The organism is Streptomyces sp. a15, assembly GCF_059026085.1.
In genome coordinates, this window is the sequence record NZ_JBWLKM010000050.1 from 13046 (window position 1) to 27182 (window position 14137).

A 14137-nucleotide genomic window follows, 5' to 3' on the forward strand; every position below is an offset into this window, starting at 1 on the left:
AGGTCTCGACGGTCAGTTGTTCCAGGTCTCGTCGTACGGGTCCTTGGGCGCCTCGACCGGTACGGCACCGGTGACCTCGATGAACGGGATCGGGCCGCCGTTGACCGGGTCCTTGGTCCGCTTGGCCGTGTACGTGCCGGTGACCTCCAGCCAGGTGTCCGGTTGCAGCACCGGCGGAATCCGGCCGGTCAGACCGACCTTGACCGGCTGGGCGTCCGCGGCACAGCAGTTGAGAGCCATCCGGACCAGATACGGCGTCCCCGTGCGGTCCAGCGCGACGAATCCGGCGACCTTGACCTGCCGGTCGCCGAGGGAGCGCCCGTGGTCGTAGGCCGCGCGGCCCGCGTAGTCGACGAGGTTGAGGCGGAGCGGCCCGTCGGCTGGCAACGCGGCGTAGCCGTACGGCTGTTGCAGTGCCGTACCGGTGCGCAGGGCGCTGTACGAGCCGAGGGCGGGCGGGGCGACGAGGATCAGGGCGAGGAGGGGGAGGACGAGGAGCCAGGAGACGCGGGGCTCGGGATGTGCGTGGCCCTTGTCCTGGGGCCGCTGCTTCCCGGCCCGCCACTCGTACCAGACGGTCGCCACCGCCGCCGCGATCAGGACGACGCCGGAGGCCAGCAGCATCGGACGCAGCCCGGCCTTGACGTACCGCAGATAGAGGTCGGTGAACCCGGCGTGCAGCAGGGCCGCGCCGAGCAGGAACAGGACCGCCGCCTGCGCCTGCCGGTTCACAGCAGCACCGCCCCGGTCAGCACCGACACCGCGACGGCGAGGACGAAGGTCGTGGGCGCGAACCGCAGCGCGAAACCGCGCCCGAAGGTCCCCGCCTGCATCGCGAACAGCTTCAGGTCGATCATCGGCCCGACGACCAGGAACGCCAGCTTGGCGGTGAGCGAGAACTGCGTCAGCGAGGCCGCCACGAACGCGTCCGCCTCCGAGCAGATCGACAGCAGTACGGCGAGAATCGCGAGCGCCAGCACCGAGACGACGGGACGGTCGGCCGCGGCCTGCAGCCACTCCTCCGGCACGACCGCCTTGAGGGTCGCGGCGGCCATCGCGCCGATGACCAGGAACCCGCCCGCGTGCATCACGTCGTGCCGGACCGAGCCCCAGAACGCGGCGCCCCGGCCCTGACCGTCGTACGTCTCCCGGGCGGGCGGCCGCAGCCAGTCGGTGCGGCCGAGCCGCAGCCACAACCAGCCCATCGCGCACGCCACCAGCAGGCTCGCGACGAGACGCGCGAGGACCATCTCGGGGTCGTTGGGGAAGGCGACAGCCGTGGCCGTCAGCACGATCGGGTTGATCGCCGGCGCGGACAGCAGGAACGTCAACGCCGCGGCCGGCGTGACCCCGCGCCGCACCAGCGCCCCCGCCACGGGCACCGACGCACACTCGCACCCCGGCAGCACCACCCCCGCCGCCCCGGCCACCGGAACCGCCAGAGCGGGCCGCTTGGGCAGCGCCCGCGCGAAGAACGAGGCCGGCACGAACACCGCGATCGCCGCCGACAGCAGCACCCCCAGCACCAGGAACGGCAGCGCCTGCACCATCACGGCGACGAAGACGGTCGTCCAGCTCTGCATGACGGGCGCGGCGAGCGCGCCTCGGATGGGCCCCTGGGCGAGCACCATCACGACCAGCAGCAGGGTGAGGGCGAGCGGGGAACTGAGCCGCCCCCGCTCTTCCCGCTCCTCTCTCGCCTCCCCCTCTTCCCCGTGCACCGGCGGGCGCGCGTCCTCGCCCGTCCGCTGCGGGACGGTTCTGGTGATGGCCACGGGCGAGGTACCTCCGGGCGTCGGGGTCGATCCCTTTTCTCCTGTACGAGGATTCTGCCGCCGTTGTTCAACTCCGCGCGGGATCATGTGCGGTTCCGTCCGGACCCGGCCGTGCAACCGCCGGTACCGGTGAGGCAGTCTTGGCCCTTGTGGTGAGCATTCCGAATCAGGGTCCGGCGGGTGCTGCGGCTACCGCGCACATGGTGGTGTGCGGTGACGACGGACTCGCGCACCGGCTGGCGGCCGAGCTGCGCGGGGTGTACGGCGAGCAGGTCACGCTGGTCGTGCCGCCGGCCGAGCGCACCGTGCGCCCGCCGGTCGTCGGACGTGCGCGGGCGGCCTCGGCGCTGCTGGACCGGGTGGTGAACGCGGCCGTCAACCGGGCTGCGGGCAACGCCGCTTCGGCCGAGCCGACGCGGAGCGAACCGGCGGGGAGCGAGCCGGTGCTCGTGGAGGCCGCCGAGGCGACCGAGAGTGTGCTCGCCGAGGCGGGTGTGGAGCGGGCGGCCGCCCTGGCCCTCGTGTACGACGACGACGAGACCAACATCCGCGCCGCCCTCACCGCCCGCCGCCTCAATCCCACGCTGCGGCTCGTCCTGCGGCTCTACAACCGGCGGCTGGGGCAGCACATCGAGGAACTCCTCGATCAGGCGGCCGCGTTGGCGACCGGTGGGACGACGGGGCCCGCCGCGGTGTTCGATGCCTCTACGACCGTGCTGTCCGACGCCGACACGGCCGCACCCGCGCTGGCCGCGAGCGCCGTCGCCGGCACCAGCAAGGTCGTACAGACCGACGGGCTGATGCTGCGCGCGGTGGAGCGGCCGGTGCCCCGGCCCGGCGAGACGGCCGACCCGGGGCTGGCCACGCTCGCGCTGCTGTCCGCGACCTCCAACGAACCGGGCGGCGACGCGAACGGTCCCGAGAGCGGGGAGCAGGGACCGCTGCTGCTGCCCGACGCGGCGACGGTACGGAACGCCGCCGGGCGCGGAACCGTCGTACTGGAGCAGGTGTCGTGCTCCGGGCCCGCGCTGTCCTCCGGGCGCGGGATCGTGCCGCCGTTCGCCTCGCTGTTCTCGCGGCGGCTGCGGTGGTCGCTGGCCGGGCTCGTGGGGTGCGTGGTCGCGCTCGCGGTCGCGTTGAAGCTGGTCACCGGTGACCATCCGCTGCACGCGATCTACCTGACCCTGCTGGATCTCTTCGCCATCAACGACCCCGCCATCGGCGCGGACACCGGCCGCCAGGTCCTCCAGCTCCTGTCCGGTCTGGTCGGGTTGCTGCTCCTGCCGGTGCTGCTCGCCGCGGTCCTCGAAGCGCTGGGCACCTTCCGCAGCGCCTCCGCACTGCGCAAGCCGCCGCGCGGGCTCGGCGGGCACGTCGTGCTGCTGGGGCTCGGCAAGATCGGCACCCGGGTCCTGACCCGGCTGCGCGAACTGCACATCCCCGTGGTGTGCGTCGAGGCCGACCCCGAGGCCCGCGGACTCCCCACGGCCAGGCGGCTGCGGGTGCCGGTGATCCTCGGCGACGTCACCCAGGAGGGCGTCCTGGAGGCCGCCAAGATCCACCGCGCGACCGCGCTGCTCGCGGTGACCAGCGCGGACACCACGAACCTGGAGGCCGCGCTGTACGCGCGGTCCGTACAGCCCGGTCTGCGGGTCGTGCTTCGGCTGTACGACGACGACTTCGCGACCGCCGTGTACCGCACCCTCCGGGCCGCGCACCCGGGGGCGAGCACGCGGAGCCGGAGTGTGACGCATCTGGCGGCGCCCGCGTTCGCCGGGGCGATGATGGGGCGGCAGATCCTGGGGGCGATCCCGGTCGAGCGGCGGGTGCTGCTGTTCGCCGCCGTAGAGGTGCGCGGGCATCCGCAGTTGGAGGGGAAGACGGTCGGGGAGGCGTTCCGGGCGGGAGCCTGGCGGGTGTTGGCCCTGGACACGGACGCCTCCGGCGGACGGCGAGCGGAGTCGGCCGCGGAGGAGGCCTACGAGGACGAACGGGCTTCCGGGCTGGTGTGGGACCTTCCGGACACGTATGTGCTGCGCGACTCGGACCGGGTGGTGCTGGCGGCCACACGAAGGGGGCTCGCGGAGTTGCTGGGGCGGCGGGCAAGACGGGAGCGGGGGGAACGGGCCGGGGCGTAGGGGCTCTGCCCCTGCAACCCCGCCAGGGGGCTCCGCCCCCCGGCCCCCCGGCCTATGCCCACCCACCGCCCGACTCGGTCACTTACCAGCTCCCCAAATGCCTCGCTACGAAGTCCAGCTCCAGCCTCACCTGCTTGATGCGCTCGTCCACCACCAGCGAGCCGTGTCCCGCGTCGTACCGGTACACCTCGTGCACCGCGCCCCGCGCCTCCAGCCGCTTGACGTAGTTGTCGATCTGGCGGATCGGGCAACGCGGGTCGTTGACGCCCGCCGAGATGTACACCGGGGCCTTGACCTGGTCCACGTACGTCAGGGGGGAGGACGCCTCGAAGCGCTCCGGGACCTCCTCCGGGGTACCGCCGAGCAGGGTGCGGTCCATCGCCTTCAGGGCTTCCATCTCGTCGTGGTACGCCGTGACGTAGTCGGCGACCGGGACCGCCGCGATGCCCAGGGTCCAGGCGCCGGGCTGGGTGCCGAGGCCGAGGAGGGTGAGGTAGCCGCCCCAGGAGCCGCCGGTGAGGACGAGGCGGGAGGGGTCGGCCAGGCCGGAGGTGATCGCCCATTCGCGGACCGCCGCGATGTCCTCCAGCTCGATGAGGCCGACCCGGTGCTTCAGGGCGTCGGTCCAGGCGCGGCCGTAGCCCGTCGAGCCGCGGTAGTTGACGCGGACCACCGCGTACCCGTGGTCCACCCAGGCCGCCGGGCCCGCCGCGAACGCGTCGCTGTCGTGCCAGGTCGGGCCGCCGTGGATGTCGAAGACCGTGGGGATCGGGCCGGTCGCGCCCGCCGGCCTCTGGACCAGGGCGTGGATGCGGCCGCCCGGGCCCTCCACCCACACGTCCTCCACGGGGACGGACCCCGGGGACTTCATGCCGGGCGGGTCGAGGACGACCTTGCCGGTCGTCGAGCGGACGGTCGAGGGCTCGGCGGAGGAGGACCAGAGGTACTCCACGCTGCCGTCGGGGCGGGCCGTCGCCCCGGAGACGGAGCCCGCCGGGGTCGGGACCTTGACCAGGTCACGGGTCGCCAGGTCGTAGCGGAAGAGCTCGCTGCGGGCCTCGAAGCTGTGCGCGATGAGCAGCCCGGTGCCGTCCGGGTACCACTCGGCGCTCACGTCGCCGGGCAGGTCCAGGGCGAGGTCGCTCTCCACGCCGCTCGCCACGTCCCACACCAGGGGCTCCCAGCGGCCGCGCCGCTGGTGCCCGATGAGCAGCCGGGTGTCCCCGGCCACCGGCGCGAAGCCGAGGACCTCGAGGCCCAGCTCCTTTTCACCGCCCTTGGTGTCGTCGAGTTCGGCCACCGGCGTGCCGTCGGGGCGCAGGACGCGCAGCGCCGAGTGCATCGCGTCGCCGTGCTCGGTGTGCTCGATCGCGATCAGCGTGCCGTCGTGGGAGAGGTCGCCGACGCCCGCCGACTCGCGGTGCCGGTAGATCTCCACCGGGTCCTCGCCGGTGCGGGCGACATGGATGGTCGTGCCGTCCTCGTCGGTCGAGCGGCCCACGACCGCCGTACGGCCGTCCCGCCCGAGCGCCAGGCCCGCCGGGTACGAGGCCTCCAGCCCCGGCGTGGCGAGCTCGTCCTCACCGCCCCCGAAGGGCTGGCGGCGCCAGACGCCGAACTCGTCGCCGTCCTTGTCGTCGAACCACCACACCCAGGTGCCGTCCGGGGAGAGCACTCCGTCCGTCGTGCCGTTCGGCCGGTCGGTCACCTGGCGTTGCTCGCCCGTCGCGCGATCCCAGGCATACAGCTCGTACGTCCCCGTCGCGTTCGACACGAACAGGGAGCGGTCCGGTGCGTCCTCCGCCCAGTCGGGCAGCGACACCCGGGGCGCCCGGAAGCGCTTCTCCCAGTCCGGCATCTCCTCGTTGCGCTCGGCCGCGGCGGACCCGTTGCTCTCAGTCATGACCCCATACTGCCCGCCCCGACCGACAATGCGCTGACCAGGTCCCCAGCCTGTGGATAACTTCGACCGAACCCCATGGCCGGGCCCCATTGTCAGTGGCGCGGTGCAGACTCTTCGGCATGACCGATCTGCGCAAGACAGTCGAGACATTCTGGGCCACCGCCGAGGCCCGGGACTGGGGTGCGTTCGAGGAGACCCTGGCCGAGGACATCGTGTACACGCTGCCGCAGACGCGGGAGCGGATCAGCGGACGGGAGCGGTTCGTCCGGTTCAACCGGGAGTATCCGGGCGACTGGCACCTGCGCGTCGAGCGGATCGTCGCCGAGGCGGATCAGGTGGTCACCTGGGTCCACTTCACGGTCGGGGAGGAGGAGATGTACGGCATCGGCTTCTTCACGGGGGACGAGAGCGGCCGTATATCCGCCTTCACCGACTTCTGGCCGGAGCCCTACGAGCCGCCGGCCGGCCGGGAACACCTCGTCGAGCGGTACTGACCGCGCGACCCCGCGGCCCGGCCCTCCGCGGCAGCCACGTACCTTTGAAGGCGTGTACCGGTTTCTGCTGACGCCCCGTTGGTGGGGGATCAACGTCTTCGTGCTGCTCGCCATCCCCGTCTGCATCTTCATGGGGTCGTGGCAGCTGAGCCGCTTCGAGGACCGGATGCGGGACCAGCAGACCGTCACCGCCGAGGCCGAGTCCGGCAAGCGGGAGGCCGCCCGTCCACTGTCCGAGCTGCTCCCGGTGGACAAGGCGACCTCCGGAAGGCTCGTCACCGCGACCGGGCACTACGACCGGCAGCTCCTCGTCCCGGACCGCGAACTGGACGACAAGGCGGGCTACTACGTCCTGACGCTGCTGCGCACCGACGGCGGCAAGGCCCTGCCCGTCGTCCGGGGCTGGCTGCCCGGCACCCCCGACCCGGCGAAGGCCCCGGCCGCGCCCACCGGCGAGGTCACCGTCACCGGTGCGCTGCAGGCGTCCGAGACGCCCGGGAGCAACGGCGTCAGTGCGCAGGGCGGGCTGCCGGCCGGGCAGACCGGGGCGATCAGCGCGGCGTCGCTGGTGAACCTCGTGCCGTACGACGTGTACGACGCGTGGGTCACGCTCGCCGAGGCGGACTCCGGGATGACGGCCGTGCCGGCGACGGCGCCGGCGAACACGGGGCTGGACCTGAAGGCGTTCCAGAACCTCGGGTACACCGGGGAGTGGTTCGTGTTCGCCGGGTTCGTGGTGTTCATGTGGTTCCGGCTGCTGCGGCGGGAGATCGAGTTCCTGCGGGACGCGGAGCTGGGGCTGGTGCCGGACGAAGAGCCGGTTGCCGTGGACGTTGGGAGCAAGTGACCCGGGGCAGGTGCTCGGAGGTGGGTCGCACAGCGGGTCGCACGGCCCGGCGCTGACGGCGTGCCGCCCGCGCCCACCGGGGCGGCACGCATGCCCGCGAACCAACGGCCTCCTTACGAAGCCGCCAGCACGCCCGTCCAATAGACCGTCCCCGCACACGCGTTGGACACCGTCGCCGAAACCGACGGCGCTCCGCCCTCCGCCGTGTTCGTGACGGTCACGCTGCCGTCGGCCGTGCCCTCCGTGACCAGCTGGGGCGAGGTGCCGGTCTCGCCGCCGGTGGTGGTGCCGCCGTCGGTGGTGGCGTCCCCGGTGGGCGTCGGGTCGGGCGTGGGGGTGCCCGTGCCGCCGTTCGTGTCGCCGGTCGTGGGGCAGGTCTCCGAGGGCACCCAGGCGAACTTGACGTCGTAGGCCGAACCCGGCTTCAGCACCAGCGAGGCGACCTCGAGGGCCGGGTCGGGCAGTGCGGCCGCCGCGTCCCCGGCGACATGCCGGGCCGTGCCGATCTTGGTGGCGTCCGCCGCGCCGGCCGCGGTCGGGGTGACCGTGCCGGGGCCGACGACCGTGCAGTCGGCGGTGGAGGTGTTGGTGATGCGGAAGGTGCCGTAGACGGTGCCGACGGAGTCGGGGGCGTCGACGCTCTGCGTGGCCGAGCCGAGTTCGGCGGCCGTACAGACGGGGACGCCGACCGTGCTGGTGGCGGAGGGGTCGGCGCCGCTGCTCGCCCCGGCGCCGCTGCCGGTGCCCTTGCCCTTGTCCTGTTCCTTCTGCTCGCCCTTGCCCTTGCCCTCGGTCTTCCCGGCGGAGCCGCCGGAGGTGCTCTCGCCGCCGTCGGGGCCCTTGCCCTTGCCCTGGCCCGCGCCGCCCTGCGCCTGGGAGTAGTGACCGGCCATCGACGGGTCGGCGTCCGCGCCCGTGGAGTTGGAGACGTGCAGGAGGGCCGGGACGGCGGTACCGACGAAGAGGGCCGCGGCCGCCATGCCGACGACGGCCTGCCGCTTGCGTGCGCGCCGGGCGGGGACCGCCTTGCGGAGGTGGTCCAGCGTGCCGTCGCGCGGCTCGATCTCCTGGACCGCCTGGTGCAGCAGGCCGCGCAGTGCCAGCTCGTCCGAGTCGAGCCCGGTGGGGCTCTGGTCGTCGGGGCCGTGGTTCACAGTTCCGTTCCCAGCGTGCGATTGCTTCGGCGTCTGCTCGTCCGACGACTCTGTCGGCTCGCGCCATTCATAGGGCTCGTGGGGGACGTGCAGATGACGCCGCCCGTCGTTGTCTCGGCTCATACCGGGGCCTCCATGGCAACCCGCAGAGCGGCGATGCCGCGCGAGCCGTACGCCTTGACGGAGCCCAGCGATATCCCGAGCGTCTCGGCGACCTGGGCCTCGGTCATGTCCGCGAAGTAGCGCAGCACCAGGACCTCGCGCTGGCGGCGCTGCAGCCCCTTCATCGCCTTGATCAGGGAGTCGCGCTCCAGCAGGTCGTACGCCCCCTCCTCCGCGCTCGCCATGTCCGGCATCGGCTTGGACAGCAGCTTCAGACCGATGATGCGGCGGCGCAGGGCGGAGCGGGAGAGGTTGACGACGGTCTGGCGCAGGTACGCGAGGGTCTTCTCCCGGTCGCGGACGCGTTTGCGCGCGGAGTGGACGCGGATGAAGGCCTCCTGGACGACGTCCTCGCAGGAGGCGGTGTCGTCGAGGAGAAGGGCGGCCAGCCGCAGCAGCGAGCTGTAGTGCGCCTGGTAGGTCTCGGTGAGATGGTCGACGGTCGTGCCGGCGGTCACGGCCTCTTCGGCGCCGTCACGCTGTCCGGGGATGCGGGCGGGCCGCGCTGCGGGCATGGGGGCGATCACCGGCATGCCACCGGACGTGCCGGCCATGCGGGGTCGTAGGGACGGCCGGGGCGGCCGAAGGGCCGTGCCGCGCGTCGCCGCTCTGAAGTCGAGAACCTCTGCCACGCCAGTTGGACACGCTTCCCCCCGTCAGGGTTGTACGCGGCCGACCGTCTTCTGCCAGGCAGCACAACTGACCGTGCGTCAAACGCGCTCATGCCCTACCCGCTCTTCCCCTGTGTCCTGATTGGCCAGGGCGTCCCCACGCCCTGTCAAGCTTCCCCGCGCCCCCGGAGGGCGTTCGCAAAGACGCTCCCCGCCCTCCGCGCGGTTGCGGAGGACGGGGAGCCAAATCTTCGGACGCCGAGGCGGCTCGGTTCAAGTGGTCCGGACCATCGACCGGCTCACACTTCTCATACAGATCCTACAAATGTACGCGGTTTCAGCCAGGACTTTTCCGGCGGTAACCCTTTACCTCAACACGCGTCACACATCAGACCAGCGCACGAGGCCGCTCAGGCGTCACCCGAACTCCGCCGCCACCAGCTCCGCGATCTGCGCGGTGTTGAGCGCCGCCCCCTTGCGCAGGTTGTCCCCGCACACGAAGAGTTCGAGCGCCGTCGGGTCGTCGAGCGCCCGCCGCACGCGCCCGACCCAGGTCGGGTCGGTGCCCACGACATCGGCGGGCGTGGGGAACTCCCCCGCCTCCGGGTTGTCGAAGAGGACGACGCCGGGCGCCGTGGCGAGGATCTCGCGCGCCTTGTGGACGGTGACCTCGCCCTCGAAGCGGGCGTGGACGGTCAGCGAGTGGGTGGTGACGACCGGCACCCGTACACAGGTCACCGCGACGGGCAGCCGGGGCAGTCCGAGGATCTTGCGCGACTCGTCGCGCACCTTCATCTCCTCCGAGGACCAGCCGTCCTCGCGCAGCGATCCGGCCCACGGTACGACGTTCAGCGCGACCGGCTCCGGGAACGGCCCGGTGTTGTCCCCGACGGCCCGGCGTACGTCACCGGGGCTGGTCCCCAGTTCCGTACCGGCGACCAGGGACAGCTGCTGACGCAGGGTCTCGACACCGGCGCGGCCCGCCCCGCTCACCGCCTGGTAGGAGGAGACGACCAGCTCGCGCAGCCCGAACTCGGCGTGCAGCGCGCCGAGGGCCACGATCATGGAGAGGGTCGTGCAGTTGGGGTTGGCGATGATGCCCCGCGGCCGGACCCGGGCGGCGTGCGGATTGACCTCGGGGACGACGAGGGGCACCTCCGGGTCCATCCGGAAGGCGCCCGAGTTGTCCACGACCACCGCGCCCCTGGCGGCGGCGACCGGCGCCCACTGGGCGGCCACCTCGTCGGGTACGTCGAACATGGCGACGTCGACCCCGTCGAAGGCCTCCTCCGTCAGGGCCGCCACCTCGACCTGCTCACCGCGCAGGGCCAGCTTGCGGCCGGCCGAGCGCGGTGAGGCGATCAGACGGATCTCGCCCCAGATGTCCGCGTGCTGGGACAGGATCTGGAGCATGACCGTGCCGACGGCTCCGGTCGCACCCACGACCGCGAGCGTCGGCCTGCCGGTTCGCCCGGCACCCACGGTCATCAGCGGCCAGTGCCCCCGTAGACGACGGCCTCGTCGCTGTCGGAGTCGAGCCCGAAGGCGGAGTGCACGGCGCGGACGGCCTCGGGGACGTCGTCCTGGCGGGTGACGACCGAGATGCGGATCTCGGAGGTCGAGATCAGCTCGATGTTCACGCCCGCGTCGGACAGCGCCTGGAAGAAGGAGGCGGTGACGCCCGGGTTGGTCTTCATGCCGGCGCCGACGAGCGAGATCTTGCCGATCTGGTCGTCGTAACGCAGCGACTCGAAGCCGATCGCGCCCTTCGCCTTCTCCAGTGCGTCTATGGCCTTGCGGCCCTCGGTCTTGGGGAGGGTGAAGGAGATGTCCGTCAGACCGGTGGAGGCCGCGGACACGTTCTGCACGATCATGTCGATGTTGATCTCGGCGTCCGCGACCGCGCGGAAGATCACCGCGGCCTCGCCCGGCTTGTCCGGGACGCCGACGACCGTGATCTTGGCTTCGGAGACGTCGTGGGCGACTCCGGAGATGATGGCGTGCTCCACCTGCTGGTCCCCTTGCGACTCGGGCTTCTCGTTGCTGACCCAGGTGCCCGGCAGTCCGGAGAAGGACGAGCGGACGTGGATCGGGATGTCGTAACGGCGTGCGTACTCCACGCAGCGGTGCAGCAGCACCTTGGAGCCGGAGGCGGCGAGCTCCAGCATGTCCTCGGAGGAGATCCAGTCGATCTTCTTCGCCTTCTTCACCACCCGAGGGTCGGCGGTGAACACGCCGTCGACGTCGGTGTAGATCTCGCACACCTCGGCGTCGAGGGCGGCGGCGAGGGCCACGGCCGTGGTGTCGGAGCCACCGCGTCCCAGCGTGGTGATGTCCTTCTTGTCCTGACTGACGCCCTGGAACCCGGCGACGATGGCGATGTTGCCCTCGTCCAGCGCCGTCCGGATCCGGCCGGGCGTGACGTCGATGATCCGCGCTTTGTTGTGGACCGAGTCGGTGATGACGCCTGCCTGGCTGCCGGTGAAGCTCTGGGCCTCGTGGCCCAGGTTTTTGATCGCCATGGCCAGCAGTGCCATGGAGATACGCTCTCCGGCGGTCAGCAGCATGTCGAACTCACGCCCGGCAGGCATCGGGGATACCTGCTCGGCGAGATCGATCAGCTCGTCCGTCGTGTCGCCCATCGCGGAAACGACCACGACCACCTGGTGGCCGTTCTTCTTCGCTTCCACGATTCGCTTGGCGACGCGCTTGATGCCCTCGGCATCGGCTACGGAGGAGCCTCCGTACTTCTGCACGACAAGGCCCACGTGCGCTCCTCGCTCAGTCTTGTATGTCGGCTCAGTTTAACGAGCGTCCGAAAATCCCTTCCCGGATACCGCATGGTGAGATGTCCGGATGCTCGTTCTCGGACTGCACATGCCCTGGACACAGCACTCACACTCGGAAAAGTGCCACGGGTCACAAGTGATCTATGTGAGTTAAGTTTCAAGCATTAGGGTTCCGCCTGTGCACGTACTTCTCGTCGAAGACGATGAACCGGTCGCCCAGTCCCTGCGCCGCGGTCTGACCCGCTACGGCTTCGAGGTCGACTGGGTCACCACGGGCGCCGCCGCCCTGGCCCACCCCGAGCCCTACGACGTCGTACTCCTCGATCTCGGCCTGCCCGACACCGACGGCCTCGACGTCTGCAAAGCACTCCGCGAGCGCGGGAACGTGCCGATCATCGTGATCAGCGCGCGCAGCGACGAGACGGACCGGGTGGTCGGCCTGGAACTCGGCGCCGACGACTACGTGTCCAAGCCGTTCGGCGTGCGGGAGGTCATCGCGCGGATACGAGCCGTGATGCGGCGCACGCAGCCGCGGGTGGAAGCCGCCGCGGCCGGCCCGGACCGCTACGGCACCCGCCTCACCGTCGACCGCAAGGCCGCCCGCGTCCGCCTGGACGGCGAGGAGGTCGCGCTCGCGCCCAAGGAGTACGACCTGCTGGCCTTCCTCACCGAGGAGCCGGGCGCGCTGATGTCGCGCGAGCAGATCATGGAGGCGGTCTGGGACGCGAACTGGTTCGGGCCGACGAAGACGCTGGACGTGCATGTGGCGGCGCTGCGGCGGAAGCTGAAGGGTGCGATCACGATCGAGGCGGTAAGGGGTGTCGGCTTCCGCCTGGAGATCGCCAACGGCGAGACCTGTGACGGCGCCTGATGAACCGTCAGCTCATCCGCAGCTACATCCTGCTCGTCGCGGTGGCCATCCTCCTGTTCACGGTGCCGGTGGCCTTCACGCTCACCAAGCAGCTGCGGGACGACACCGAGCTGTCCGTCCAGCGCGAGGCGACCACCATGGCGCTGCTGCTGGCCAACGGCGACGAGGCGTCCTGCCAGGCGCTGACGACCATGGCCAGGGCCTACGCCGCCGAGACGAAGGACGAGGTCCAGGTCAGCGCCACCGACAAGTGCGCGGCGGCCGTACCGCGGCCCGGGCAGGACGCGGCGCTGACGAAGGCCCGGGAGGAGGGGCGCTCGACCACCGACTGGGGATCGGACTTCATCTGGGGCCGCGAGCTGGTGATCACGGTCCCCGCGAAGGCTGACGGCCAGGTCGTCGGCGCCGTACGGATCGTCTACTCGACGTCAGGCCTCACCCGCAGGCTGTGGACGATCTGGGGCTTCCGGGCGGGCCTCGCCGTGACGGTGCTCGGTGTGGCGGCATTGATCGGCGCGGTGGTGGCCCGCCGTCTGACCCGCCCCCTGCGCGAACTCAACGGCATGGCCAGCAAGTTCAGCGACGGCGACCTTACCGCACGCTCGCCGGTGACCGGCCCGCCGGAGACCCAGACGCTGGCCCGCACCCTCAACCAGGGCGCGGAACGCCTGGACACCCTGGTCGCCTCGCAGCGCATCTTCGTGGCGGACGCCTCCCACCAACTCCGCACGCCCCTCACGGCCTTGCGGCTGTCCCTGGACAACATCGCGGACGGCGTGGACGACGAGTTCGTCCGGGAGGACGTGGAGCAGGCGACCGCCGAGGTGGTCCGGATGAGCCGCCTGGTCAACGGCCTGCTGGTGCTGGCGCGGGCCGAGGCCAAGGTGACGGCCGCGGAGCCGCTGTCCCTGCCGGACATCGTGGACGAGCGTCTGGCGGTGTGGAGGCCGGCCGCCGACGAGCGCGGAGTCACCGTCGCGCTCAGGGGGAGTGCCGACGGCCGGCTGCTGGTGCTGTCCAGCCCCGGGGCCTTGGACCAGGTGCTGGACAACGTGCTCTCGAACGCCCTGGAGGTGTCGCCCGACGGCGGCACGATCACCGTACGGATGGAGCAGCAGGGCGAGGAAGTGGTGCTGTCGGTTCTCGACGAGGGTCCCGGCATGTCGGATCCGGAGAAGTCCCGCGCCTTCGACCGCTTCTGGCGCGGCCAGGGCCTGACCGGCCGCTCCGGCTCCGGGCTCGGCCTCGCCGTCGTCAAGCAGTTGGTGACGGACGACGGCGGGACCGTGAGGCTCCGGGACTCTCCCCCAGTCTCGGCTTCGCTCGACCGGGGGGACCCCCATGGTCGCGGGCTGTGCGTGGAGATCCGCCTGCGCGCGGCCAACCGTTAGGC

12 protein-coding genes are annotated in these 14137 nt (G+C 71.7%); 5 read left to right on the forward strand and 7 right to left on the reverse strand.

The annotated features are described in order from the left end of the window. Positions 1-12: 12 nt before the first annotated feature. On the reverse strand, positions 13-732 hold the full coding sequence (locus AC5P09_RS34960) for a TIGR03943 family putative permease subunit (RefSeq protein WP_493877731.1): 720 nt from the start codon (positions 730-732) through the stop codon (positions 13-15). Then, positions 729-1775, reverse strand: a complete 1047-nt coding sequence (locus AC5P09_RS34965) for a permease (RefSeq protein WP_493877732.1) — start codon at positions 1773-1775, stop codon at positions 729-731. The genes AC5P09_RS34960 and AC5P09_RS34965 overlap by 4 nt, the downstream gene beginning before the upstream one ends. 200 nt (positions 1776-1975) lie before the next feature. Here AC5P09_RS34965 and AC5P09_RS34970 point away from each other — a divergent pair, with 200 nt between their 5' ends. Next, positions 1976-3913 carry an NAD-binding protein gene (locus AC5P09_RS34970; protein WP_493877774.1) on the forward strand — a complete coding sequence of 646 codons (1938 nt, stop codon included), beginning with the start codon at positions 1976-1978 and terminating at the stop codon, positions 3911-3913. A gap of 82 nt (positions 3914-3995) precedes the next feature. On the opposite strand, the gene AC5P09_RS34975 is transcribed toward AC5P09_RS34970, so the two are convergent. Beyond that, positions 3996-5816: a S9 family peptidase gene (locus AC5P09_RS34975; RefSeq protein ID WP_493877733.1), complete on the reverse strand. Its 1821-nt coding sequence runs from the start codon at positions 5814-5816 to the stop codon at positions 3996-3998. Positions 5817-5935: 119 nt separating this feature from the next. On the opposite strand from AC5P09_RS34975, the gene AC5P09_RS34980 reads away from it, so the two are divergent. Both AC5P09_RS34980 and AC5P09_RS34985 read left to right on the forward strand, forming a co-directional pair. Next, positions 5936-6310: a nuclear transport factor 2 family protein gene (locus tag AC5P09_RS34980; protein WP_329338572.1), complete on the forward strand. Its 375-nt coding sequence runs from the start codon at positions 5936-5938 to the stop codon at positions 6308-6310. 52 nt (positions 6311-6362) lie between these two features. Further along, positions 6363-7157: an SURF1 family protein gene (locus AC5P09_RS34985; protein ID WP_493877734.1), complete on the forward strand. Its 795-nt coding sequence runs from the start codon at positions 6363-6365 to the stop codon at positions 7155-7157. Between the two features lie 113 nt (positions 7158-7270). Here AC5P09_RS34985 and AC5P09_RS34990 read toward each other — a convergent pair whose 3' ends face one another. The 4 genes from AC5P09_RS34990 to AC5P09_RS35005 all read right to left on the reverse strand — a co-directional run bounded on the left by AC5P09_RS34990 (position 7271) and on the right by AC5P09_RS35005 (position 11852). Continuing rightward, complete coding sequence (locus AC5P09_RS34990; protein WP_493877775.1) at positions 7271-8311, reverse strand: hypothetical protein; 1041 nt, start codon at positions 8309-8311, stop codon at positions 7271-7273. A 119-nt stretch (positions 8312-8430) separates the two neighbouring features. Beyond that, positions 8431-9027: a SigE family RNA polymerase sigma factor gene (locus AC5P09_RS34995; RefSeq protein ID WP_493877735.1), complete on the reverse strand. Its 597-nt coding sequence runs from the start codon at positions 9025-9027 to the stop codon at positions 8431-8433. Positions 9028-9501: 474 nt separating this feature from the next. Beyond that, positions 9502-10572, reverse strand: a complete 1071-nt coding sequence (locus tag AC5P09_RS35000) for an aspartate-semialdehyde dehydrogenase (RefSeq protein WP_493877736.1) — start codon at positions 10570-10572, stop codon at positions 9502-9504. Further along, positions 10572-11852: an aspartate kinase gene (locus AC5P09_RS35005; protein WP_493877737.1), complete on the reverse strand. Its 1281-nt coding sequence runs from the start codon at positions 11850-11852 to the stop codon at positions 10572-10574. Before AC5P09_RS35005 ends, AC5P09_RS35000 begins: the two co-directional genes overlap by 1 nt. Positions 11853-12051: 199 nt before the next feature. Between AC5P09_RS35005 and AC5P09_RS35010 the strand changes: the two genes are divergently transcribed. Both AC5P09_RS35010 and AC5P09_RS35015 read left to right on the forward strand, forming a co-directional pair. Beyond that, complete coding sequence (locus tag AC5P09_RS35010) at positions 12052-12744, forward strand: response regulator transcription factor (RefSeq protein ID WP_493877738.1); 693 nt, start codon at positions 12052-12054, stop codon at positions 12742-12744. Then, positions 12744-14135, forward strand: coding sequence for a sensor histidine kinase (locus tag AC5P09_RS35015; RefSeq protein WP_493877739.1), 1392 nt, complete (start codon positions 12744-12746; stop codon positions 14133-14135). Before AC5P09_RS35010 ends, AC5P09_RS35015 begins: the two co-directional genes overlap by 1 nt. The last annotated feature ends 2 nt before the right edge of the window (positions 14136-14137 follow it).